The sequence below is a fragment of the Halolamina sp. genome (assembly GCF_036626355.1).
Classification (GTDB): domain Archaea; phylum Halobacteriota; class Halobacteria; order Halobacteriales; family Haloferacaceae; genus Halolamina.
This window is the reverse complement of the sequence record NZ_JAZKRY010000006.1, coordinates 1-23628: the sequence shown is the minus strand read 5'-3', so window position 1 is coordinate 23628 and position 23628 is coordinate 1. Positions and strand designations below refer to the sequence as shown.

Annotated in this window: 19 protein-coding genes; 9 read left to right on the top strand and 10 right to left on the bottom strand. The window is 66.9% G+C overall.

Annotated features, from left to right (window positions below; all coding sequences use genetic code 11):
- Positions 1–358: 358 nt before the first annotated feature.
- A complete protein-coding gene (smc, locus tag V5A38_RS01765) occupies positions 359–3943 on the top strand; it encodes a chromosome segregation protein SMC (RefSeq protein ID WP_332324027.1) in 3585 nt (1194 codons plus the stop codon).
- A 162-nt stretch (positions 3944–4105) separates the two neighbouring features.
- Positions 4106–5125 carry a ScpA family protein gene (locus V5A38_RS01760; protein ID WP_332324054.1) on the top strand — a complete coding sequence of 340 codons (1020 nt, stop codon included), beginning with the start codon at positions 4106–4108 and terminating at the stop codon, positions 5123–5125.
- A 133-nt stretch (positions 5126–5258) separates the two neighbouring features.
- Here the strand turns inward: V5A38_RS01760 and mtnP are convergent, their stop codons facing one another.
- From mtnP to alaS, 5 genes are all read right to left on the bottom strand, one after another.
- Positions 5259–6116, bottom strand: a complete 858-nt coding sequence (gene mtnP / locus V5A38_RS01755) for an S-methyl-5'-thioadenosine phosphorylase (RefSeq protein WP_332324026.1) — start codon at positions 6114–6116, stop codon at positions 5259–5261.
- Positions 6117–6517: 401 nt separating this feature from the next.
- Positions 6518–7744, bottom strand: coding sequence for an MFS transporter (locus V5A38_RS01750; protein WP_332324025.1), 1227 nt, complete (start codon positions 7742–7744; stop codon positions 6518–6520).
- Between the two features lie 206 nt (positions 7745–7950).
- Positions 7951–8907, bottom strand: a complete 957-nt coding sequence (locus V5A38_RS01745) for an AEC family transporter (protein ID WP_332324024.1) — start codon at positions 8905–8907, stop codon at positions 7951–7953.
- Between the two features lie 66 nt (positions 8908–8973).
- Positions 8974–9741, bottom strand: a complete 768-nt coding sequence (locus V5A38_RS01740; protein WP_332324023.1) for an alpha/beta fold hydrolase — start codon at positions 9739–9741, stop codon at positions 8974–8976.
- A 338-nt stretch (positions 9742–10079) separates the two neighbouring features.
- Complete coding sequence (alaS, locus tag V5A38_RS01735) at positions 10080–12848, bottom strand: alanine--tRNA ligase (protein WP_332324022.1); 2769 nt, start codon at positions 12846–12848, stop codon at positions 10080–10082.
- A gap of 445 nt (positions 12849–13293) precedes the next feature.
- On the opposite strand from alaS, the gene V5A38_RS01730 reads away from it, so the two are divergent.
- Positions 13294–14622 (top strand): GAF domain-containing sensor histidine kinase, encoded by a 1329-nt coding sequence (locus V5A38_RS01730; RefSeq protein ID WP_332324021.1) that lies wholly within the window; start codon positions 13294–13296, stop codon positions 14620–14622.
- 9 nt (positions 14623–14631) lie between these two features.
- Here V5A38_RS01730 and V5A38_RS01725 read toward each other — a convergent pair whose 3' ends face one another.
- Entirely contained in the window at positions 14632–15657 is a 1026-nt protein-coding gene (locus V5A38_RS01725) for a GntG family PLP-dependent aldolase (RefSeq protein ID WP_332324020.1), read from the bottom strand.
- Between the two features lie 76 nt (positions 15658–15733).
- The gene (locus V5A38_RS01720) at positions 15734–16735 is read right to left on the bottom strand and encodes an aldo/keto reductase (RefSeq protein WP_332324019.1); all 1002 of its coding nucleotides are present in this window, start codon (positions 16733–16735) and stop codon (positions 15734–15736) included.
- 126 nt (positions 16736–16861) lie between these two features.
- Between V5A38_RS01720 and V5A38_RS01715 the strand changes: the two genes are divergently transcribed.
- The 5 genes from V5A38_RS01715 (at position 16862) to V5A38_RS01695 (ending at position 21054) form a co-directional block, all read left to right on the top strand.
- On the top strand, positions 16862–17863 hold the full coding sequence (locus V5A38_RS01715) for an acetamidase/formamidase family protein (protein WP_332324018.1): 1002 nt from the start codon (positions 16862–16864) through the stop codon (positions 17861–17863).
- Positions 17864–17998: 135 nt separating this feature from the next.
- On the top strand, positions 17999–18907 hold the full coding sequence (locus V5A38_RS01710) for a spondin domain-containing protein (RefSeq protein ID WP_332324017.1): 909 nt from the start codon (positions 17999–18001) through the stop codon (positions 18905–18907).
- A 6-nt stretch (positions 18908–18913) separates the two neighbouring features.
- Positions 18914–20392 (top strand): molybdopterin-dependent oxidoreductase, encoded by a 1479-nt coding sequence (locus V5A38_RS01705; protein WP_332324016.1) that lies wholly within the window; start codon positions 18914–18916, stop codon positions 20390–20392.
- Positions 20393–20477: 85 nt separating this feature from the next.
- Positions 20478–20753 (top strand): winged helix-turn-helix domain-containing protein, encoded by a 276-nt coding sequence (locus tag V5A38_RS01700; RefSeq protein WP_332324015.1) that lies wholly within the window; start codon positions 20478–20480, stop codon positions 20751–20753.
- Between the two features lie 31 nt (positions 20754–20784).
- Complete coding sequence (locus tag V5A38_RS01695) at positions 20785–21054, top strand: hypothetical protein (protein ID WP_332324014.1); 270 nt, start codon at positions 20785–20787, stop codon at positions 21052–21054.
- A 28-nt stretch (positions 21055–21082) separates the two neighbouring features.
- Here V5A38_RS01695 and V5A38_RS01690 read toward each other — a convergent pair whose 3' ends face one another.
- The 3 genes from V5A38_RS01690 to V5A38_RS01680 form a co-directional block, all read right to left on the bottom strand.
- Entirely contained in the window at positions 21083–21685 is a 603-nt protein-coding gene (locus V5A38_RS01690) for a hypothetical protein (protein ID WP_332324013.1), read from the bottom strand.
- 75 nt (positions 21686–21760) lie between these two features.
- Complete coding sequence (locus V5A38_RS01685) at positions 21761–22387, bottom strand: metal-dependent hydrolase (protein WP_332324012.1); 627 nt, start codon at positions 22385–22387, stop codon at positions 21761–21763.
- Between the two features lie 53 nt (positions 22388–22440).
- On the bottom strand, positions 22441–22713 hold the full coding sequence (locus tag V5A38_RS01680; protein WP_332324011.1) for a hypothetical protein: 273 nt from the start codon (positions 22711–22713) through the stop codon (positions 22441–22443).
- 304 nt (positions 22714–23017) lie between these two features.
- Here V5A38_RS01680 and V5A38_RS01675 point away from each other — a divergent pair, with 304 nt between their 5' ends.
- On the top strand, positions 23018–23401 hold the full coding sequence (locus V5A38_RS01675; RefSeq protein ID WP_332324010.1) for a pterin cluster protein: 384 nt from the start codon (positions 23018–23020) through the stop codon (positions 23399–23401).
- The last annotated feature ends 227 nt before the right edge of the window (positions 23402–23628 follow it).

The window sequence follows — 23628 nt, the reverse complement described above, 5'->3', positions numbered from 1 at the left end:
CGAAAACCAGGTCGCCGAGCTACAGGCAACCATCGACGGGCTGACCGAGGAACTCGTAGAAACAAAAGAGCGGGTGCGAGAGCTGGAAGCCCAGACCGAGGAGTTCGAGGATCTCGTTGTCTCGGCGAGCGCCGAGCAGGCGCCCCCGCGAGCCAAACAGGCCCAGACGACTGCCGAGCAGCAGGCCGAGGCCCGCGGCACGGACGAGCGCCGAGACGCCCAGATCGTCGAGAACCAGGAGCCAGTCGAGGCTGAGGCAGAGGCGGCGGACGCGGCGGCCGAGGAGCCGACCGACGCCCCTGCTGAAGAGGCCGAGGACGATGACGACGACGACGGAATCATCGTTGCGTAGGCTCATATGCATATCCAGGAACTCGTTCTGGACGACTTCAAGAGCTTCGGGCGGAAAACCCGGATTCCGTTCTACGAGGACTTCACCGTCGTCACTGGTCCGAACGGCTCTGGGAAATCCAACATCATCGACGGGGTGCTGTTCGCTCTCGGACTCGCGCGTACCCGCGGCATCCGCGCGGAGAAGCTCACTGACCTCATCTACAACCCCGGTGGCGAGGGCACGCCCACCGGCGGCCCGCGTGAGGCGTCAGTCACCGTCGTCCTCGACAACAGGGAGGGCACGCTCTCTCGCTCGCAGGTAACGACCGCTGCCGGCAGCGAGAACGTCGGCGACGTCGACGAGATCCGAGTCAAGCGCCGGGTGAAAGAGACCGAGGAGAACTACTACTCCTACTACTATCTCAACGGTCGGTCGACGAACCTCTCGGACATCCAGGACCTGCTCGCCCAGGCCGGCGTCACGCCGGAGGGGTACAACGTCGTGATGCAGGGCGACGTGACCGAGATCATCAACATGACCGCCTACCAGCGGCGGGGGATCATCGACGAGATCGCCGGCGTCGCGGAGTTCGACGCGAAAAAGGAGTCGGCTCGCGAGGAGCTCGGCGTCGTCGAAGAGCGTATCGACGAGGCCGACCTCCGCATCGAGGAGAAAGAAGAGCGCCTCGACCAGCTTCGCGAGGAGCGCGAGACGGCGCTCCAGTACCAGGAGCTGCGTGACGAGCGCGAGGAGTACGAGGGGTATCTCCGGGCTGCGGAGCTAGAAGAAAAACGCGCGGATTACGAACGCACCGAGGGCCGCATCGAGACCAAAGAGGGGACCCTTGAGGAGAAACAGGGCGAGCTCGACGCGGCCGCCGGGAAGCTCGACCGGCTGGAGGACGAACTGGAGGAGCTCAACGCCGAAATCGAGCGGAAAGGCGAGGAGGAGCAGCTCCGGGTCAAAGCCGAGATCGAGGAAGTGAAAGGCGAGATCTCCCGCCTGGAGGACCGCATCGACGCATCCGAGGAGCGCATCGACGAGGCCGAGTCCGACCGCCGGAGCGCGTTCGTCGAAATCGACCGGAAAACCGAGAAGGTCGACGAACTCGAGGACGAGCTCAGGAGCCTCAAAGTCGAGAAGGCGAACCTCAAAAGCGATATCGTCTCGGAGGAGACGGAGCTCAAAGAGATCGAGGAGGAGATTGAGAACGTCGACACCGAGTTCGACGAGCTGAAGGCAGACCTCGAAGCAGAGAAGGCGGCGCTGGAGGAGCTCCGTTCGGAGAAAAACGACACACAGCGCGAGAAAGACCGGCTGCTGGACGAGGCCCGCCGCCGCTCGAACCGCGTGAGCGACACCGAGGACGAACTGCAGGAGACCCGGAACTCGCTCCCCTCCCTCCGGGAGCGCGTCTCGAACCTCCACTCGGAGCTGGACAAGGCCAAAAAGAACGAGTCGAAAGCCGATTCGATGCTCTCGGAGCTGAAAGCCGAGAAAGGGGAGCTGAAGGGGTCGCTCTCCGACGTGGAGGAGACGCTACGGGAGCGTCGCAACGAGTACGCCGAACTGGAGGCCAAAGCCGGCGACACGGGCGATAGCTCGTGGCCGCGCGCGGTGACGACGATCAAGAACGCCGGGATGGCGGGCGCCCATGGTCCCGTCGGTGAACTGGCGTCCGTCCCGCGGGAGTACGCCGAGGCGTGTGAGACGGCCGCCGGCGGCCGGCTCGCGAACGTGGTCGTCGACGACGACGGCGTCGGCTCCTCCTGTATCGACTACCTCAAATCGCGTAACGCAGGCCGGGCGACGTTCCTCCCGATGACGGAGATGGACGACCGCGGCCTCCCCCGCGAGCCCACCGACCCTGGCGTCGTCGGCTTCGCGCGCGAACTCGTCGACTACGACGAGCGCTACTCGGGAATCTTCTCGTACGTCCTCGGCTCGACGCTGGTCGTCGAGGACATGGAGACCGCCCGGCAGTTCATGGGCCAGTTCCGGATGGTGACGCTCGGCGGCGACCTGGTCGAGAAATCCGGCGCCATGACCGGTGGCTCGGGCGGCGGCTCGCGCTACTCGTTCTCGAAATCCGGGGGTGGCCGGCTGGAACGGCTCGCCGAGGAGATCCACGACCTCGAGGAGGAGCGCCAGTCCATCCAGGGCGACATCGACGGCGTGGAGTCGAAGCTCACCGACGCCCGCGAGCGAAAGAGCGACGCCGCCGAGAAGGTTCGCTCCATCGAGGCCGACATCGAGCGCGCCGAGAGCGACGTCGAGGAGGCCGAGGAGCGCATCGACGAGTTGCACGCCGAACTCGACGAACTGCGCGAAGAGCGAGAGTCCGTCGACGAGCAGATGACGGCACTCGACGAGGAGATCTCGGATCTCGATACCGAAATCGCTGCGACCGAGGAGCGCGTCGCCGATATCGAGGCCGAGATGGCCGAATCCGACATCCCCGAGCTCTCGGCGCGGGCCGACGAGATTCGTGACGAGATTTCGGCCCTCGAGGGCCGGAGCGATAGCATCGACGCCGACCTGAACGAGCTCCGACGGGAGAAGGAGTACGTCGAGGAGTCCATCGACGACCTCCACGACACGGTCGAGGAGGCACAGAACAAGAAAGCCGAACTCGAGGGGAACATCGAGGAGTACGAGGCGAATATCGAGGACCAGGAGGCGCTGCTCGCGGAGAAACACGAGCAGGTCGACGAACTGGAGGAGGAGCTCTCGGAGCTCAAAGCCGAGCGCGAGGAGCTCAAGGCCGAGGTCCGGGAGGCCCGGTCCACGCGGGACGAGCGCCGCGATATCGTCGACAAAGTCGAGTCGAAACTCGAATCGCTGCTCAACAGTGCCGAGCGGCTCGAAACGGAGATCGAGGAACTCGAAGCCCAGGTCGGCGAGTACGACCCGGAGGAAATCCCCGACCACGACGAGGTCGAAAGCGAGATCGAGCGCCTCACCGCCGAGATGGAGGACCTCGAGCCGGTGAACATGCTCGCCATCGACGACTACGACGAGGTGGAGGCCAAACTCGACGAACTCCGGGAACAGCGGCGCGTACTCGCCGAGGAGCGCGACGGCATCGAGGAGCGCATCGAGGGGTTCGAACAGCGGAAGGTCGAGACGTTCATGGACTCTTTCGAGGCCATCAACGAGCAGTTCGAGCGCATCTTCTCCCGGCTCTCGGAGGGGAGCGGGGAGCTCGTGCTCGAGGACCCGGAGGACCCCTTCGAGGAGGGACTGACGATGAAGGCCCAGCCAGGGGACAAGCCGGTTCAGCGGCTGGACGCGATGAGCGGCGGGGAGAAGTCCCTGACCGCGCTCGCGTTCATCTTCGCTATCCAGCGCTACAACCCCGCGCCGTTCTACGCGCTGGACGAGATCGACGCGTTCCTCGACGCGGTCAACGCCGAGCGGGTCGGCAAGATGGTCGACGACCTGGCGGGCCAAGCGCAGTTCATCGTCGTCAGCCACCGCTCGGCGCTGCTCGACCGCTCCGAGCGCGCCATCGGCGTCACGATGCAGGAGAACAACATCTCGGCGGTGACGGGGATCGACCTCGGCGACGGCCAGGAGCCAGACGAGGTGCTCGCCAATGACGACTGAGACTCAACCCCCAGAGCGACGGTCGCGGAGGCACCCATGAGCGAAAACGACGAGGAGTTCTCGTTCAGCCTCTCGCCGGACAACCCCGACACGGGCGAGTCGTCAGTCGATAGCGGCCTGCTGGCCGAGGAGAACGCAGCAGCTGATGGCGAGGACCCCGCCATGGCGAACGGAGATTCTGCGTTGGACGCCGATGCGGGCACCGAACCGGCTGCCGACAAGGGCGCCGCGGCAGGGGCAGGCGCGGCGGACAACGGCGCCGCGGCAGGGGCAGGCGCGGCGGACAACGGCGCCGCGGCAGGGGCAGGCGCGGCGGACAACGGCGAGGTCGAACCGGTCGAAGTGCTGGTCACGCTCGCAGAGAACGGCAAAATCGACCCGTGGGATATCGACATCGTCGCCGTCACCGACGCGTTCCTCGAAAAGTTGGACGAGGCTGACCTGCGCGCCTCCGGCCGGGCGCTGTTCTACGCTTCGGTGCTGTTGCGCATGAAATCCGACGCGATGCTTGGCGGGGACGAGCCGGCGGACCCGGAACCTGAACCGTGGGAGGCGGCGCTGGAGGGTGGCGCCCCGCTCGACGAGCGCCGGCACGACGAGATGGACGAGTTCGACCCCGTCGACGCGCTCGAGGAGGAGATGGACCGCCGGCTGGAGCGCAAATCCACCCGAGGGACCCCCGAGACGCTGGACGAACTGGTCCGAGAGCTTCGGGAGGCCGAGCGGGACAGCCCCTGGAAGGAGTCCCGGAGCTACGACACTTCAGACTCCCCGCGGGGGTTCGCCAGGGGGACCCAGACGCTCGATTATCATGCTGCTGATGACGTGCGTCGTGACGACGAGCCGACGGAGGGGGACGTGACGGGAACGGCCCACGACGAGGGGATCGACGAGGTCATCGAGAGCGTCTGGGCCGCGCTGGCCGAGCAGTACGACCGCGGCCGCGACGAGGTGCTGTTCGCCGAGATCCAGGATGCCGGCGGCCGACCGATGATGACGTATCTGGGCCTGCTGTTTCTCTCCCACCGCGGCGATGCCCGGCTCAGCCAGGACGACCTGTTCGGCGACCTCTGGGTGCAGGACCCGGCGGCCGTCGAGGCGGACAGTCCCGGCGGTGCAGGGGTCGAGGAGGCGAGGGAGGAATCCGGGGCCGACGCCTCGACGGCCGCCGTCGACGACTGATACGGTCGTGCGTAATCCGGTAGCGCCTCGCAGAGACGAGTTCCGTCTCTCGGTGTTGAAACGACAATGTTCCGAAAGTCGCTGAGAATCGGTACGCACGACCGTCTGGGTGGTTCGACGGTCGCCTCCGACGTCAGTCCAGATACTCCCCGACCAGTAGCTCGACCCGCTTGCGAGTTTCTTCGGGAATCGCCTCGCTCGACGTGTTGATCGTTCCCTCCAGCGAACTGTGACAGGAGCAGTCGTGGTCCTCGGGGAACGCTCGGATGGCCTCCTCGATGGCTGCCTTGATGGCGTCTTCGTTCGCAGCGGCGTTCTCGAGCACCTCCTCCAGCGTGACCTCGTGGTCCTCCTTCCAGACGTCGTAGTCGGTGACGCCGGCGAGGGTGGCGTAGCACATCTCGGCCTCGCGAGCCAGTTTGGCCTCCGGAATCGCGGTCATCCCGACGACGTCCCAGCCCTGGGCACGGTAGAACTCCGACTCGGCTCTGGTGGAGTACTGTGGCCCCTCGATGCAGACGTAGGTGCCGCCCTGACTGACCGCTGCATCGACGGCCTCGGCGGAGTCGGCGAGATGCTCGACCATCTCGGGGCAGTAGGGCTCGGCGAACGGCTGGTGGACGACGATGCCGTCGCCGAAGAAGGAGAGGTCGCGGTTCTTCGTGCGGTCGTAGATCTGGTCCGGGACGACGAGCGTCCGGGGCGAGAGCGCCTCGGTCAGGCTTCCGACGGCGTTGGTCGCGAGCACGTGGGTGACCCCCACCTGCTTCAGCGCGTAGATATTGGCGTGGTAGGGCAGGTTGGTTGGGGAGTGCTGGTGGTCGGGGCCGTGCCGAGGGAGGAACGCGACTTCGCGCCCGGTGTCGCCGAACTCGCCGATGGTTACTGCGGCGGATGGGTCGCCGTAGGGGGTGGTGGTCTCCACGTCGCGGATGTTCTCGAGGGGCAGGGATTCGTAGATTCCTGAGCCGCCGATGAAGCCGATAGTCATACGTCGGAGTTCGGTTGGGTGGTGCGTAAATTGGGGTGATTTTCCGTCGACTGACCTCTTGGTTCTGCGCTACTTCGACGGCGAGATTATCGCAGATAGCAACACTGGGAAAACCCCTGCCCGCTCAGGTAGCGGAAGGCTCGCTCCGTCAGCGCAAGATCTGACGTACTCTCACTCGCTTCGCTCCGTGAACGTCGGTGTGCTTAGCCTGGCGTTCCCGTTGGGCTGGGGCCCGACCGGCATCTGGGTCGCCATCGCACTTGCCGACGTCGTCGGCTGTCCGGTGGCGCTTGCATGGTTCTCCCGCGCACGTGGAAGCGCGGTATCGTCGAGAAACCCGGCACCGGTGTCGGGACGGCATCCACTTCGGAGACGGCGCTGCTCGACGACCGAGTCCGGTTTTAGGCGGTCGTCGTCGACGGTCGCTTCCGCTCACCCACGACCCACGCGCCGAGCGTGACCGCGAGCCCGACGAGCAGCACCATGCCCAGCGCGCCCAGCCCGGTCGAGAGCGCGTACGCCGTTGCGAGACCTCCACCGACGAGATTTAGTGGGGCGGTGAACAGCGAGCGGACCGTCGACGCCGCCGAGAGCACGGTCGCCCGGCTCTCACCGGTCCGGTCGTTGAGGTACTGCCCGAACAGGGGGTTCGTCGCGCTGCCTACCGCGCGAGCGAGCACGAACACGGGAAGCGCCAGCGTGGGCACGAGCCCCACAGTAATCAGCCCGACCGCCAGCAGCGGCGGACCAGTGAGGAACCAGCCCCGGACCCCGAGGCGGTCCTGCAGCCAGCCCACTCGGGCGGCCACGCCGGCCGAGACCAGCGTGAGCCCGGCGTAAAGCGGGCCGAGCGACGTCGGCGAGAGCCCGGGCGTGGCCACGGCGACCGGCTGGAGGTAGAACGCCATCGTGTTGCTGATGCCGGCGAGGAGTCCCACCGCGAGCACCAGCGGCCCGATTGTGCGGCTTCCGAGTGTCGACCGGACTGCACCCAGTGTCGCCAGTACGTCGAACGTGGGTGCGTCTGCGTTCTCTCCCTGCTCGCGTTCCTCGGTTCGCTCGGGTTCGCTCATCGTGAGCAGGACGAGGAGCCCAACCGAACCGGCCGCGCCTTCGAGCAGCCAGGGGTAGAGCGGGTCCATCGCGTAGAGCGCCCCACCGGCGAGCGACGCGACAGCGAGGGTCGCCAGCCCGGAGGCGCTCGCGCGCCCGGAGACGTGTGCGAAGCGGTCGGAATCGCTCTCGGCCTCGCCGGCGAGCGTCTCGTAGAGCCACGCGTCGGTCGTTCCCGATCGGAACGCGCCGGCGAAGGCCCGGATGACGACGACCGCGGCGAACACGGCGACGCTGTGAGCGAAGACGAATCCGACAATCCCCAGTGCCGACAGTGCGGTGGCGGCGAGCAGGCTCGCCCGCCGGCCGAACCGGTCGCCGAGATACCCCGTCGGCGTCTCCGCGAGCAGGACGACGACGGTGTAGAGCGCCTCGATACCACCGATCTCAGCCAGCGAGAGTCCACGGGACTGGAAAAACAGGACGTGGATCGGGAGGCTGAACGTCGCTGACTGGCTGGCCCGGAACGCGTAGTACCGCAGAATCTCGCCCGGTGGGAGCCGCCGTGCCGCCATCTCGAGTGGCTGTATACCACACCACAAATTTTAGTTTTCTGGTAGGATGCGACGTGTTCACGTGGCATGGTCTCCGCCCAGCGACTGACGGCTCGCTCGAGGAACCGGCCGCCAGATAGCTCGACCTGCGATGCCCCACGATCTCTTGCCCAGATGGTGTGGACTGAGCACGCAGACAGTGCTCACCGGCCAGAACGGTGACGGGCTCACACGATCACGCCGGACTGGAGCAACGCGATCAGGAGCGTCAGCAGCGGCACCGACAGCACCGTCGTCACCGCGACCACCGTCGAGACGAACTCCGGCGCCGTCACCCCGCCCACCTCCACGTCGCCGGCGAACTCGATGAGCAGAATCAGCGGCGTCACCGCCGCGGGCATCGACGACTCCAGGATGAACGTCCGGGCCACAGTCGGGTTCTCGAAACCGATGACGAGCGCGATCGCGACGGCCACGACCGGCGCGACAGCCATCTTCAGCACCGTCGCCGCCCCGACCGTCGAGAGCGCGGCACCGAAATCCGTGTCCGCGAGCTGCAGCCCGAGAATCAGCAGCATCACCGGGATGGATGAGTCCCCGACCAGTTGGAGCGTCTGCATCGTCGTGGAGTCGAGGGCGGGCACGACTCCGAGCGCCCGCGCCAGCAGGGCAACGGCGACGGCGTAGACCAGCGGGATGCGGAACACCCGTTTCACGGCGCCCAGACCCGCGCTCCCGCCGCTCCGGGAGGCGATGTAGACGCCGACGGTGTAGATGAGCACTGCCTGGACCGCGATATACAGCACCGCCGTGCCACGGCCGACCGAGCCGAAGGCGAACGAGGAGACGGGAATCCCGTAGTTGCCGGCGTTGGGGAACGTGGCGACCAGCACGAGCGCCGCGAGCGTCGGATCTTCGAGACCGACCGCTCGACCCAGGAGCTCTACCAGCACCACCATCCCCAGCGTGTACGCGGTCGCCGCGGCGGCGAGTTTGAGCAGCGTCGCGCCGGCGATCTCAGTCGCCGCGAGGCTGTGCAGCACCAGCGCGGGCGCGAGCACGTAGACCACGGCGGTGTTGAGGGGCCCGGGGTCGACGTCCTTCCTTCGCCCGAGGACGAACCCTACCGCTGCGATGAGCACGATGGGAAGGATCGCCGAGGCGAAGATATCGAGCAGCGCCACTACCCACCGCTCCCGGCGGGGCGGGCAAGAGGAGTTCGGTTCCGGCGAACGCCCTCGATAGCGGACTCAGTGCTCGGCGAGGAAGGCCAGTAGCTGATCGTTGACCGCTCGAGACGCCTCGATGTGGGCGAGATGCCCGGCACCCTCCACCTCGTACAGCTCGCCCTTCGGCAGGTCGGCGGCGAGTTCTTCGCCTCGAGCCGGCGGACAGAGCCGGTCGTCGGTGCCGTGAACCACCAGCGCGGGCTCCGTAATCTCGTAGGGAGCGCCGATAGCGAACGTGTCGAGGGCGGCAGCCTGTTTCTCCCACGAGTCGGGGTCGGCATCCTCGGCGGCCCGCCACTCGATGATATCCCCGATGGCCCCGGGCTGGGCATCGACGAACTCTCGGGAGAACGCGGCCTCGAGGGACTGCCTGAGCTCCTGGTCGTCAGTCGGGTCACCTCGCATCGGCTCGGGGCGGTAGCCGTCGCCGGCGAGTGCCGTCCCGACGAGCGTGAGCGAGCGCACCCGGCCGGTCGTGCGGGCGAGTTCGAGCGCGACCATCCCGCCCAGGCCGGCGCCGACGACGTGCGCTGACCGAACGCCGTGGTCCCGGAGCAGTGAAACGGCGTCCGCAGTCAATGTCTCGATGGTGCAAGGCGCAGGCGGGTCGTCCGAGCGCCCGCAGCCCCGAGTATCGCCGACCAGCAGTTCGTAGGGGCCGGCCAGGGCGGCGTGTTGCCAGCCCCACTGCCACGCACCCAGTCCGATATCGCCACAGCAGAGCACCGGTTCGCCGTCGCCATCGGCCTCGTAGTAGAGCGAGACGCCGTCGCTGTTGGCGGAAGGCATGGCCGAACGTTCGAGCGGGCACGTGTTGACCGTTCCGGGCGGCGCCTGTCGGGTCGCCGAGCTGGTAACCAGCGTCGACCGCGTTCCTGAGTGGGTTCGTCCATCCCCGAGTGCGAACGCTGTGGCAGCGGACTTGACGGGAAACTCGGGGCCTGAAGCACGGATTCGGCCTCTGGAGCTACGACGGCGACGAGTGTGGACCCTGCGGCGTGCTGCTCTGTTCGTCGTGGAATCCCGAGCGCATCGTCGGACTGACCGGCCGGGGACCCGAGAACTGCCCGCGGTGTGACGGAACGCTGAAAAAACGGTAGTCGCCGGCTCGTTGTTTTTCGGGCGTCTCAGGCCGTCTTCTTCTCCCGAAGCACCTCGGGTGCGCCCGCCAGTGCGTCGTCGAGGGCGTCGACGTCTGGGCCGCCGCCCTGCGCGAAGTCCGGCGGGCCGCCGCCACCGCCGCCGACTTTCCGGGCGAGTTCGCTGATAACCTCACCGGCATCGATATCGACGGTGTCGGGAACGCCCACGACAACCTGTGCGGAGCCGCCGGCGCCCGAGCCCAGTACCGCGACCTGCCCCTCCTCGACAAGCGCGTTCGCCGTCGCGCGAAGTTCGTCGGCGTCGGCGTCGAGACGCTGGATCACCGCAGTGGTGCCGTCGATGTCGACCTCCTCGCCGCCCCCACCACCGCTCGCGCGGGCCTCGGCCAGCTCCTCTTTCAGCTGTTCGATCGTTTTCCCCCGTTCTTTCCACTCCGTGAAGAAGCGCTCGGCGGTGTCGGGCACCTCCTCGGGGTTCACATCGAACGTCTCGGCGGCCCCGTAGAGCGCGTCCTCGGTGCGCTGGGTCGCCGCGATGGCCGCCTGGCCGGCCGCGAAGACGAACCGCTCGACGCCGTCCTGCACGGGCTCGGTGTCGAGAATCTTGATGGTGCCCACGTCGCCGGTCCGGCTGACGTGCGTCCCCCCGCAGGCCTGAACGTCCTCGCCGACGTGGATGAGCCGGATGTTCTCGCCTGCCGGAATCCCGCCCTGGTAGAGGTCGAAGCCGTGCTCGGCCTCGGCCTCGTGGCGGCCGGGCCACTCGGCTTTCACCTGCGTGTTCTCGGTCACCATCTCGTTGGCGACCCGCTCGATCTCCTTGACCTCCTCGCGGCTGACCCGCTCGTAGTGGCCGACGTCCAGGCGGGAGCTGTCGACGCCTTTCTGGGCGCCGGCCTGCCGGATGTGGTCGCCGAGCACCCGCCGGGCGGCGGCGCCGACGATGTGGGTCGCGGTGTGGTGCTGCATCAGCCGGCGGCGACGCTCGGCGTCGACCTTCCCGGTGACGAACTCGCCTTTCCCGGGGCTCTCGGCAGTGCGGTGGAGGATCACGCCGTCCTGAATCTGGACGTCAGTCACGTCGACGCTTCCTTCCTCGGAGACGAGGCGGCCGTGGTCGGCCGGCTGTCCCCCGCCCTCGGGGTAGAACATCGTCTGGTCGAGCACCACGTCGCACCCCGCTTCGCGCTCGAGCACGTCGAGGACGACCGCTTCGAACTCCATGCGCTCCTGGTCGTCGTAGTAGAGCTTCTCGGTCTCGGGGAGGTCCTCGACCCGGTCGAGTGCTTCCGTTTCCTCCTCGAATGCGGCCCCGGAGTCGTGGCGCGCGGCGACCAGCGAGTAGAAATCGTCGGGCTCGTCGACGGTCGCGCCGCGCTCCTCGGCGATCTCCGTCACCATCGCGGGCTGGATGCCGTGGGAATCGTAGAGCTCGATGAGCGTCTCGGTCGGGATGGGGGTGCCCGCCGCGGCGTGCTCGTCGGCGAGCTGGCGAACCTTCCGGCCGCCGCGTTCGAGCGTCTCCCGGTATTTCCGCTCCTCGGTCCGGACGATATCGCGGATGGTGTCGCGGTTCTCGTAGCCCAGCCGCCCGGCCTGCATGTCGACCAGTTCGTCGAGCGGGGCATCGATACCCACGTCGTCGACCAGTCGCTTGGTTCGCCGGAGCACCATCCGGGCGAGATAGCCTGTCCCGACGTTCGAGGGGACGATCTCGTCGCCGAACATGTAGGCGAGACAGCGCGAGTGGTCGGCAACGGCGTAGATGGTCTCCAGGGGCTCCATCAGCTCCGCCAGCCGGGCGGTGGCGACACCCAGCTGATCGGCGATAGTGCTCCGAGCGGCGTCCATGTCCTCGGCCTCGTCGATATCCATGTGGCCCGCCAGCTTCGAGGCCCGGTGGACCAGCTCCGCCTCCTCCTCGTCGTACTCGACGCCGGCGTTCTCTTTCAGGAACTCGATCGTCTCAGGGTAGATCGCCTCGTAGACGGTGGGGGTGCCCTGGCTCATCCAGGTCCAGCGTTCGATGCCGTAGCCGGTGTCGACGACCCGTCGGTCCATCCGGGAGTAGCTGTTCCCGTCTTTCATCTCGATATCCCCGTCGGGGTCCTGCTCGAGCATCATGAAGACGAGCGTCGCCAGTTCGAGTCCTTTGTAGATGACCTCGAAAGCGGGGCCGGCGTTGCCGCCGCCGACCCACGGGTCCTCGATGAACGTGATCTCCTGCCGGTCGACGCCAAGCGAGGCGAAGAAGTCCTCGCAGTACTCCACGCACTCCTCTTTCCAGTACACCTCGCCCTGGTAGGCGTAGTCGGTGCCTTCGTCGGCGTTGAACGCGTGGTGGCCGCCCATCTCGAACGCCATCGTGTGGCGGCCGGTTTTCCCGACGTTGTCGATATCCTGCATCCGGATGCAGGGCTGGGAGACGACGAGCGGGTTGGCCGGCGGTGGCGACTGGCCGCTGGTGACGTGGGGCTGGAAGTCGTAGATAGACGCCTGTGTCAACAGCACGTCGTCGCGCCAGCGGTTGGCGGCGACGGGTGCGGGGTCGACCCGCTCGTGGCCGTGCTCCTCGAAGAAGGAGAGGAACTCCTCTCGCATCTCCGACAGGGAGAACTCCTCGCCGAAGCCTGGGTCGTCGATGAAGTCGTACTCCTCACAGGGGGGCTCGCCGCAGGTCTCCCGCTCGGGGTCGCGACTCCAGAAGTGGGCACCACAGGCAGAACAGGCTCGCCGGTCGAACCCGTTCTCCGCGAAGTAGTCGAGGCGGTATTCGCTCTCGAGCTCGCTCATTAGCCGCAATCGGCTACCGCTGGCAAAAAGGATTCCGGGGTTGTGCCGCCCCCGACCACCCGTACTGACCGAAACGCCTATCAAACGCTACCGTGAGCTACCGGTAGACCGACATAACCAGTGTCTCACGCTATCGATCTTCTCATCGTCAGCCAGCGCCACGGCGGTTCGGGAGCAGCGCTGTTGGACCGGGATCGGTTCACCGCACGAACCCGGGAGCCAGCTGCGGCCCTGGCGGCGTTCGAGGAGCGCCGCCCGGACTGTCTCGTCACCTGCGTGGAAACCATCCCCGTGGCGCTTGCGGCCCGCGCCTCGCGTGAGAACTGCCCCGTCGTCGACCTCCCGTCCGAGGAGGCAGTCGACACCGACGCGCTCGCGGCCCGGATCACGGTGGCCGTCGATGGGGCTGCCGGCGGCCTCCCCCACTTACGAGACGACCAACTCTGTGCTAAGCGTCCCCGTCGGCGACGGTGTCGTTTTCCAGGCGCTCTCCTCGGAGGCGGGGGCGTTCGACGAGACGGATCTGGAACACGCTGAACTGCTCGCTGCCTCCGCGGGCGCGGCGCTGTCGCGCATCCGCTCGGAGCAGGCGCTCCGCGAGCCCCGACAGCCCAGCGAGGGACTCCACGACGCGGCGACGGATATCGCCGCCGCCGAGGAGGTACTCGCGTTCCACCAGTGCTCCATCGGGCTCCGGGAGGGGGAGACGCTCGTCCCCGCCATCCAGTCGAGCGATACTTCTCCCGACGGCACGCGAGCGATGCACGGTTCCGAGCGGCTGAAAAGGAAAACGGCCAGAACGGGCGAATCGTTCCGTGTCGACGAGATCGCTGATGGCAACGGCACGGAGCCGACGCGTCCGGAGTACCGTTCGGGAATCAGCATCCCGATCGGCGATCTCGGTGTGTTTCAGGCGATCGCGACCGAGCCGAACGCGTTCGACGCCGGCGACGTGTCTCTGGCCGAACTGCTGATGGCACACGTCGCGGTATCGCTCGAGCGAGTGCGTGCGAAAGCGGATCTGCGTGCCCAGCGCGACCGGCTGGAGCGTGGTGAGCGCATCCAGGCGGAGGTCGAGCGTCAGACCGTCGACGGGCGCCGCCAGTTTCTGCTGCAGGTCATCCCGCTGGAGATCGGCGAGGAAAACTCCCGTGGGTACGCTATCTACACCGACGTAACCGACCAGCGCGAGCGGGAGGCGGCGCTCCGCCGACAGAACGAGCGGCTCGCCCAGTTCGCGAGCGTCGTCTCTCACGACCTCCGCAACCCGCTGAACGTCGCCTCGGGGTATCTCGAGCTCGCCCGTGAGGGGCGGGACGTTGGCGAGACGGAGCCGATCGCGCTCGACCAGACCGCGCGGGCGGCACGGAGTCACGTTGCGAGTGAGGGCGTCAGACTTGCCGTCGAGACGGACCGGCGTATCGAGGCAGACCAGGACCGGTTGATCGAACTGCTCGAGAACCTCTACCGGAACACGGTGGAACACCGGAGGGAGAACACCCCGGCTGGGGGCGGCACAGACGCCAACGACGCGCTCACGGTGACGGTCTCGGATCTCTGCGAGGGTGCGGAGTGGCGCGGCTTCGTCGTCGCCGACAACGGCGTCGGTATCGATCCGTCTATCGATCCGTTCGAGACGGGGACGACGACCAGCGAGGAGGGGACGGGCTTCGGTCTCGCTATCGTCGAGGGAATCGCCGAGGCCCACGGCTGGTCGGTGACGGCAGCGGAGAGCGATGATGGGGGCGCGCGCTTCGAGTTCCGGGTCGAGTGAGTCGCGGTCTCAGTCCGCCAGCGCGGTCCGCACGGAGTCGACGGCGCTCTCGATGTCGCCCTCGCTCACGTCCCAGTTCGTGGTGAGACGAACGGTCGTCTCGGTGAACGGCACCGCGAGCACGTCGTGGCGCTCGATCTCGGCGACGAACTCCTCGGCGGTGTAGCCCGCCCCGGACACGTCAGCCACGACCATGTTCGTGTCCGGGTCGTTCGTCTCGATACCCGGGATTCCCTCCAGCCCCTCGGCCAGTCGGGTGGCGTTCTCGTGGTCGGTCGACAGGTTCTCGCGGTTCTCCAGCGCCAGCAGCCCCGGGGCGGCGATAACGCCAGCCTGTCGCATCCCGCCGCCGAACAGCTTCCGGGCGCGCCGGGCGGCGTCGATGAACGCCTGATCACCCACTAGCATCGAGCCGACGGGGGCACCGAGCCCCTTCGAGAGACAGAACATCGCGCTGTCGGCGTCCTCGACGAGATCGGCGACAGGGGTATCGAGCGCGACGCTCGCGTTGAATATCCGGGCGCCGTCGATGTGGAACGGGATGTCGTGGTCGTGGCACACCTCGGCCACGGCGTCGATATCGTCCTTCGAGACGGCGACGCCGCCACGGTAGTTGTGGGTGTTCTCCAGACAGACCAGCCCGCTACCCGGTTCGTGGAGCCCCTCCTCGACGAACGCCTCCTCGACACGGTCGGGCTCCGGCACGGCGTCCTCGCCGAAATCGATGGGATGTGTCTGGAGGCCGTTCAGTTGAGCGGCGCCGCCGAGCTCCCACTTGAACGCGTGGGCGTGCTCGTCACAGACGAGCTCCTGGCCCCGGTCGGTATGGGTCCGGATGGCGACGTGGTTCGCCATCGTCCCGGTCGGGAGAAAGAGCGCGGCGTCCTTGCCCAGCATCTCTGCGGCCCGGCGTTCAAGTTCGTTGACACTCGGATCGTCGCGGTAGACGTCGTCGCCGACGTCGGCGGTTTTGGCAGCTTCCCGCATCTCTTCTGAGGGTCTGGTGACAGTGTCAGAGCGAAGGTCTACGACCATACCCGTCGCTGGGGGTGGCCGAAGGTTAAGCGGTGCGGTGAGCGATTGCGCTGGAACGAAAACTGCTCCGTGCAGGCTACAGGTCGGCGTACGGCCCGCCCTTCGCCTCGGTGAGTCGGTCGACCTGCTCCTGTGAGAGGTCGATGTCGGCGGCGCCGAGGTTCTCCTCCAGCTGTTCGGCCGTCCGAGCCCCCACAATCGGTGCGGTGACGCCGTCACGGTGCATTAGCCACGCGAGCGCGACCTGTGCGGGGCTTGCATCGACCGCCTGCGCCACCGTGTCGAGTTCGTCGTGGACGTCGAAGTTCTCCGGGGTGAGGTAGGCCTCCTCGAAGCGGGTCGACTCGGCTGCGCGGGACTCGCCGGTCAGTCCTTCCTCGCGGTCGTACTTCCCGGTGAGGAACCCCTGGCCGAGCGGGCTCCACGGACAGACGCCGAGCCCTTCGTTTCGGGCCATCTCCAGGTAGTCTCCCTCGATTTCGCGGTCGACGAGGTTGTAGCGGGGCTGGAGCACGCTGAACGGCTCCCAGCCCTCCGCGCGCGCCCGCTCGTTCGCCTTCGCGACGCGCCAGGCGTTGGGGCGGGCCGTCGAGGCGCCGAGATAGTGGACCGTCCCCGCCTCGACGAAGGAATTGAGCGTCTTCATGGTCTCGCGGGTGGGCGTTTCGTCGTCCCAGCGGTGGAGATAGAGCACGTCGAGGTAGTCGGTGTCCAGCCGGTCGAGGATGGCGTCGAGGCGGTGACGCAGACTCTTCCGGTTGGTCCCCTTGCTGTTGGGGTCGCCCTCGCGAATCTGCCAGTAGATCTTGGAGGCCACCGTGTACTGCTCCCGGTCGCGCTCGGCCAGCCAGTTGCCGATCCAGCGCTCGCTGTCGCCGCCGCCGTAGACGTCGGCGGTGTCGATGTAGCGCCCACCGGCGTCGGCGTAGGCGTCGAGGAGTTCGTAGGCGCGCTCCTCGCCGATTTCGAGGTTCCCCTCGGCGGTCTCTCGGCCGAAGCGCCAGGTGCCGAACTGGAGCTCGCTGGTCTGTAGCCCGCTCTCGCCCAGCGAGACGAACTCGAGGTCTGTGTCAGTCATCCAGTGAAGCGTTGGGTCGCCTATGCAAAAGCGTTCAGCTACCGGCGGTCCGTTGCCATCGCCCGCAGCCCCCAGCCGCCGACCGCCGAACGGAGAGTTATACGTACCGCGCGCACACACCGTTTCGTGCCCGACCGCCGCTTCGCCGTCGACGACGCACCGACGCCCGATCACCGGCTCACTGAGGACCCGGAGAATCTCCACTACACGTGGGACAACGCCATCGAGCCGGCCCTCACCGTCGAGCCCGGAGCAGTCGTGGAGTTCGACTGCCGGGACGCGTTCGACCGGCAGCTCCCGGTCGACGGGACCGTCGCGGACCTGGCGGCGGTCGAGACTGCGGGCCACCCGCTCACCGGGCCAGTTGCTGTCGAGGGCGCTGAACCCGGAGACACCCTTCGGGTCGACCTCCTCGCGTTCGAACACGAGGGGTGGGGTGTCTCGGTCGTCCCGCCGGGCGAGCGGGAGGGTGGGCTCCTCCCAGAGAAGTTCCCGGACGCGCACGTTCGGGGCTGGGAGCTGGACGAGACGACCGACACCGGACGCGTGGCCCGCTTCGCCGACGATGACGCCCCGGCAGTTGGCGTTCCCCTCCACCCGTTCCCTGGAAACCTCGGCCTCGCACCGGGCGACGACGGAACCCACGACACCATGCCGCCACGACAGGTCGGCGGCAACATGGACGTGAAACATCTCACCGCTGGCTCGTCGCTCTACCTCCCCGTCGAGGCCGCGGGCGCGCTGTTCTCCATCGGCGACTGCCACGCCGCCCAGGGGGACGGTGAGGTCTGTATCACCGGAATCGAGGCGCCGATGGCCGTGACTGCGCGGTTCGACCTGGTCGACCGGTCGGTCACCCAGCCCGAGTTCGAGACGTCGGGGCCGTTCACGCCGACAGGGCAGGACGAGCCGATGTACGCAACGACCGGGATCGCGCCGGACCTGATGGACGCGACGAAGAACGCAGTGTGGCACATGATCGGCCACCTCCACGAGCGCCGGGGGTTCTCGCGCGCGGACGCCTACGTGCTCTGTTCGGCGGCTGTGGACCTCAAAATCAGCGAAGTGGTCGACGCGCCGAACTGGACGGTGACGGCGTATCTTCCCGAGTCCGTGCTCGTGGAGTGAACGTGAGAGCGACTCCACTCGATCATCTGCGCGGACTCCCCCGACGAAACTGAACGGAGTTTGGTCGGACCTCGAACGGAGTTCGAAGAGATGTTGAAAAATTTACTTTCGGGAGTCGGTCCTCCGTTCTCCCGTATGTCAGACGACAGTTCACGACGACGGTTCCTGCAGCTCACGAGTAGCGCGGCACTCGTCGGTCTCGCCGGCTGTTCCGGCGCCAGTGGTGAGGACGACAGTATGGAGGACGACTCGATGGTGACCGACACCATGACCGAGGAGGACATGGACGACGAGTCAATGGAGAACGAGTCGATGGATGACGAATCCACCGACGAGGAGATGATGGACGCGAGTCCGACGACGTTCACCGTCCGGATCGCGAACGTCGCGCCGACGGATTTCTACGCCTCGGACGGCTCGACGGGTGGGCAGATCTGGATCACAGCAGGCGCGTACGCGGTGCACAGTGAGACGAACCCGGTGTTCACAGCCGAAGAGTCGGCCTCACTGGGTCTCGAAGCGCTGGCCGAAGCCGGCCCGCCGACGGGGTTCGAGATGGAGGACGGCCTGGTGACGGAGCTACAGAACACCGATTCGGTCGCCCACGCCGGCGCCTACACGCCCGAGGACACCGTCGAGGACCCGAACGACCCGACTGGGGAGGTGCCCGGCGCACCGCCAATCGCTCCCGACGGCGCGTTCGAGTTCGAAATCGAGGCCGAACCCGGACAGCGACTCGCGCTCGCGTCGATGTTCGTCCCGTCGAACGACGTGTTCTTCGCGCCCGGGGAGTCGTCGATCCCGCTGTTCGATATGGACGATGCCCCCGTTGAGGGTGACGTGACCGAGAGCATCGCGCTCTGGGACGCTGGCACTGAGCTCAACCAACAACCGGGGCTGGGGCCCGACCAGGCGCCCGCCCAGGACAGTCCCGACCAGGGCGCCGACGAGGATGGCGTCGTTCGCCGTCTCGCGGATGTCGACGACGGCTACGACTACCCCGACGCGAGTGATGCTCTCGAACTCACGCTGACGCCACAGTAACGCCCAATGCTCGAATCTCCCACACGCTCCGAACTTTGGCTGGCGACGCTCGGCGGGGTGACCGGCGTCGCGGGCTCCTATGCCGTCTCGGGCTATACGCCATCGTTCGTGGTCGCCCCCATCGACGCGCTCGTGGTCAGCCTGACGCCGGGGGCGATCGTGACGTTCGTCATCGAGACCATCGGCACGGCGGGACATCTGCTCCATATCGGGCTCTCACTGCTGCTCGCGCTCTGTCTGTTCAGCGGTGTCGTACTCGCCGGGCTTCGGGCTGCCACGCGTTTCGAGAGTTCGGTCGCTGGTGGCGTCGTGGGCGGTATCCTGGCGTGGGCAGTCGCGGCAGCAACCACGGGCGAACCGCTGCTCGCGATTGGCGCCGCGGCGCCGATTGCGGTGTTCGTTCCGGCGAACAAGCCAGGGTCGGCGACTGGCACGTTCGACGCCTCGCGCAGACGAACACTCGGGTCGGTCGGAGCAGTCCTCGGCTTCGTCGGCGTCGCGGCGGGCGTCGGAACCGTGCGTTCTCGGGGTGACTCGACCGGGACTGTCTCACGCACGATGGCTGTGGATGAGAAGCTTCAGACGGCGGCCGAGCGGTCGCTCAGCGTCGATAGCGACAGCCTCCCCGGTCTCGTCAGTTCGACGGAGCGGTTCTACAACACCGATATCGCGGAGTTCGACCCGGAGTTGACAGCCGAGGACTGGTCGATGACGATTACGGGAGAGACTCGCGAGGACGACCTGACGATCAGCTCCGACGACCTGGAGGAGCTGCCCACGGAGAATCGCTACGTCACGTTGCGCTGCGTCGGTGAGCGCATCAACGGCCACAAACTGGATACGGCGGTCTGGACGGGGACGCCGCTCGAGCCGCTGCTCGACGAGGTCGACCCAGACAGCGACTGTGGCTGTGTGCTCCTCCGCGGGGCAGACGACTACTTCGTCGAGTTCCCGACGGACGTGCTCAGGACCGGGTTTCTCGCGTGGGGGATGAACGGCAGGAAGCTGCCCCGCTCCCACGGCCACCCCGTGCGAATCCTCATTCCCGGCCACTGGGGCGAGACCAACGTGAAGTGGCTCACGGAGATTGAACTCCTGGACGAGGAGATGGACGGCTACTGGGAGCGGCGCGGCTGGGAAGGGACTGGCACGGTGACCACCGTCACCAAGCTCTGGGACGAGGGGATTACGCAACTCGAGGATGGCCGGATGGAGCTGGCCGGCCACGCGTACGCTGGCCTGCGCGGCGTCCAGCGCGTCGAGGTATCGACCGACGGCGGCGAACGCTGGACGGACGCGACGCTCTCTGAACCGCTCCCGGACGAGGACGTCTGGCGCCAGTGGCGGTATCGATACGACCCGGACACGACCCACGAGGTTGTCGTCCGCGCGGTCGACCAGTCCGGAAACGTTCAGACCCAGGACCCGTCGGACCCAGCCCCAAGCGGTGCAACAGGCTGGGTGCGACGAACCATCGAGGTGTAACCGGCGAGGAGTGAGTCGCTCATCGCTGCCTTTGGGTTGTCGGCGAAACGCCTTTGCACGTACCGCTTGCAGCACCTGACAGTCGATGGAAAAGGCCCTGTGGTACCTGTTCGCCGGCAGTCGCGGGGGAGCAAACAGGGTCCGCATAGTGCGGGAACTCGAGGCCAGGCCCCGCAACACGAACGAACTCGCAGATCGGCTCGACCTGGACTACAACACCGTTTCACACCATCTCGATATGTTACAGGACCACGACGTCGTCGAATCCGGCGGCACCGACTACGGGACGCTGTTTTTCCTCACCGACCGGTTCGAACAGCACTGGGAGGCGTTCGAGTCCATCAGCGAGGAGGTGAGCTGAGATGGCGATGGGGCTTCCGGCGACAGGTGGAATGGTTCTCACGGCCGTCAACGCCATCCTCCTGCTGGTGCTCGTCGGCGTCTGGGTTCGGAACTACCGGGAGTTCCGGTCGACGATGGTGCTCGGACTGGTCGGGTTCGGCTCCGTTCTGCTGCTCGAGAACCTCGTCGGGCTCTACTTCTTTTTCGGCAGCATGACCTCCCTCTACGGTTCGGACCCGGTGGTCGGGATGGTGCTGCTCGGGATGCGTGGGCTGCAGTTCGTCGCAATCGCGTTTCTGACGTACGCGACGGTGAAGTAGCGGACGTGGCGCCGAGGCTCTCGGGAGCTTAGAGTGCTGTGTGCAGCGTCTCGAAGACGGGGACGAACAGCCGAACGTCGAGCGCGAGCACGAGCACGGCGCCGACGATATCGAACACGAGGTCGAACTCGGTATCCTGCCAGCCGTAGTGAACCAGCACCGGTTCGATCCCGTACCGCTTCCCGAGGCCACGCATCACCAGTTCGGTGAGTTCCCAGAGCAGGCTGAGCACCAGAACCAATCCAAGCGTCGCGACTGCGAGATGGGCCGTCCCGCCGCCAGATGCCGGCCCGACTGCGACGAGCAGCGCCGCGTAGAGGAGCGCCGCGGTGAGCGCGGCGGAGATCGTGTGGGTGAGGTGGTCCCACCACTCCAGCGATTCGTACAGGCCCAGCATCCCCAGACAGTGGAGGACACTGGCGACGCCGACCCAGAGCGTGAGAAGCGAGGTGAACGACGCCTGCGGCGCGCCCTGGGCGCGGAGCGCGAGTTCGACTGCGCCAGGGGTGGCTGTGGCGAGGATGGCGACGACCGTGTTGAAAAGAGCCGCCCCGTTCTGCTGCCGATAGCCGGCGTAAAGCAGCGCGAACAGCGGAGCCTCCATCGACAGAAGGCTGAGCAGGCTCGTCATCGTGCGGTTGTGCTCTCACCACGGCGTCGTGAAGAATGCTCTGACTGCCAAGAGTAGTCGCCTGCCGGGCTGGCCCTACTCCCCGTCGGCGAGATATCTGTCCGGCGCGACTGCCAGCAGCGACGCCGGGAGATACCGGGGGAGCACCGTCGAGAACAGGAGGCTCGCCAACCGGGGGAGCAGTCGACGCGTCGCGGCGTAGCCTGCCGCGATGACGACCGCGAGCAGAACGACCGGGCGGTACGGCTCACTGACTGTCAGCCAGAGCGGGGCTGCGAGCGCGAGTGTGAGGAGGAAATCCTCGGGCGCGCCGTCGTAGCGCACCCACCGCCGCGGGGTGATCCAGCGCCCGCGGTGGTGGTTGTACACCGCCCGCTCGGAGGTCCCTTCCCACGGCCGGAGTTCCAGCCCGCCACCGAACGCGTCGCCGAGACAGTGGACTGCGGCGGCGGCGAACAGCACCGCTACGGCGACTGTCAGCCCGGTGGGTTGGAGCACGGCGGCGACGCCGGTCACGCCCGCGAGCAGACTGTAGTACACCGGATAGTGGAGCGTCTTCCGGTGACCCGTATAGAGGTCGAGGTCCGGGAGAACACCCCCGAACAGCCCTGCAGCCAGCACGGCGGCTGCGTGCTCGGGTGCGAGAATCGCGACTGGCAGGGCGAGCAGCATCCCCGCCAGCGCGTGGGTCGGGAGCATCATTTCGTTGCTCCCTACGGGACAGAAGGGTTTAAGCTTTTGCGGGTCGGCCAGCCTCACCAGTTGCTCGGCGTGTACTCGAACTCGTAGTCGTCGACGCGCTCGGCGGGCAGTCCCAGTGTCTCGAACATGTGAGAAAACACGCCGCGATACTCCGACTCCGGCATCGTTTCGCCGGGATCGAGCAGCATAGCGAGATTGAGTCCGCCGAGTCGGTCCAGTTTGATCCGGTACTCGTGCCCATCGTCCGTGGTGACGATTCGGACACTCGGAACGACGATGCTGAACCGGCCGAACTCCCGGTCGCCCTCGAGGAAAGCATGGTTCACCCAACCACCGCCCCCAGTTTCCGAGCTACTGGTGGCAGTCGCCCGGTCGTCGAACGCCTGATACACCGCTGGGGGGTGGGCTCGGACTCGACCTGATGCGTGACGATGTTGTCGTCCGCTTCCGCCGCGGCGGCTTTCACGTCGGACACCACCGTCGCGGCTTCCGACGCCGACATGTCGAACAGCACCGTGAACTGTGCCGTCGCCAGTCGTCCGGGGGAGGTTCGTCGGGCGCCCGAACACGGCTGGTTACGCGAACATGTTCGGGAGTATTCGTATGCAGCACACGCGGTGATACTCACGTATGAGCGCGCTCGACGCAGAACAGACGACGATGGTGGAGGTCCGAGCGACCGGCCACGTGCGCCGGGAGCTGGGCGAGCACCGCTTCGAGTTCACATTCGAGGGGGAGACGCTCGGGGAGTTCCTAGATGCCTTCTTCGAGGAACACGGCTGTGCGGACCTGTTGCTGGCCGAAACCGAAGCCGAGGAGACAACTGGCGGCTGGGCCGACCACCCCGGCGAACTCCCGGGCCGGTGGGAGCGGAACCCGGAAGGCGAACGGACCCGGGCGTTCGCTCGCGTTCTGGTCAACGGCCGGTTCAACGAACTCCTCGACGGCTTCGCGACTGAACTGTCCGACAGCGACCGGGTCGCACTGGTGTATCCGTTCCTGTTCTGCTGTTGAGTCGAAAGGCCTGGCCGGTTCCAGCGCGACTGTTGAGTCGTCGCCTGAGTCGACTCATAGTGAGTACTGCGAGTCTGTCCCGCCGTGACCATCCGTGTCGGTGATGGGAGCCCCTGAACCGGCGTCGTTCGACACCGTCGATGAACCTATTCGCCGTAATCACTATCAGAGGCCGAACAGCGAGCGGAGCGACCGGCTCCGGACGCCACACTCCTCGAGGAACTCGC

Bases quoted from the DNA above. Each gene is read 5' to 3' on its own strand.
- V5A38_RS01685 (WP_332324012.1), bottom strand. From the start codon at position 22,387: ATGATGCTCCCGACCCACGCGCTGGCGGGGATGCTGCTCGCCCTGCCA.
- V5A38_RS01695 (WP_332324014.1), top strand. From the start codon at position 20,785: ATGGTTCTCACGGCCGTCAACGCCATCCTCCTGCTGGTGCTCGTCGGC.
- smc (WP_332324027.1), top strand. From the start codon at position 359: ATGCATATCCAGGAACTCGTTCTGGACGACTTCAAGAGCTTCGGGCGG.
- V5A38_RS01705 (WP_332324016.1), top strand. From the start codon at position 18,914: ATGCTCGAATCTCCCACACGCTCCGAACTTTGGCTGGCGACGCTCGGC.
- V5A38_RS01690 (WP_332324013.1), bottom strand. From the start codon at position 21,685: ATGACGAGCCTGCTCAGCCTTCTGTCGATGGAGGCTCCGCTGTTCGCG.
- mtnP (WP_332324026.1), bottom strand. From the start codon at position 6,116: ATGACTATCGGCTTCATCGGCGGCTCAGGAATCTACGAATCCCTGCCC.
- V5A38_RS01700 (WP_332324015.1), top strand. From the start codon at position 20,478: ATGGAAAAGGCCCTGTGGTACCTGTTCGCCGGCAGTCGCGGGGGAGCA.
- V5A38_RS01720 (WP_332324019.1), bottom strand. From the start codon at position 16,735: ATGACTGACACAGACCTCGAGTTCGTCTCGCTGGGCGAGAGCGGGCTA.
- V5A38_RS01675 (WP_332324010.1), top strand. From the start codon at position 23,018: ATGAGCGCGCTCGACGCAGAACAGACGACGATGGTGGAGGTCCGAGCG.
- alaS (WP_332324022.1), bottom strand. From the start codon at position 12,848: ATGAGCGAGCTCGAGAGCGAATACCGCCTCGACTACTTCGCGGAGAAC.
- V5A38_RS01725 (WP_332324020.1), bottom strand. From the start codon at position 15,657: ATGGTCGTAGACCTTCGCTCTGACACTGTCACCAGACCCTCAGAAGAG.
- V5A38_RS01750 (WP_332324025.1), bottom strand. From the start codon at position 7,744: ATGGCGGCACGGCGGCTCCCACCGGGCGAGATTCTGCGGTACTACGCG.
- V5A38_RS01710 (WP_332324017.1), top strand. From the start codon at position 17,999: ATGTCAGACGACAGTTCACGACGACGGTTCCTGCAGCTCACGAGTAGC.
- V5A38_RS01740 (WP_332324023.1), bottom strand. From the start codon at position 9,741: ATGCCTTCCGCCAACAGCGACGGCGTCTCGCTCTACTACGAGGCCGAT.
- V5A38_RS01760 (WP_332324054.1), top strand. From the start codon at position 4,106: ATGGCGAACGGAGATTCTGCGTTGGACGCCGATGCGGGCACCGAACCG.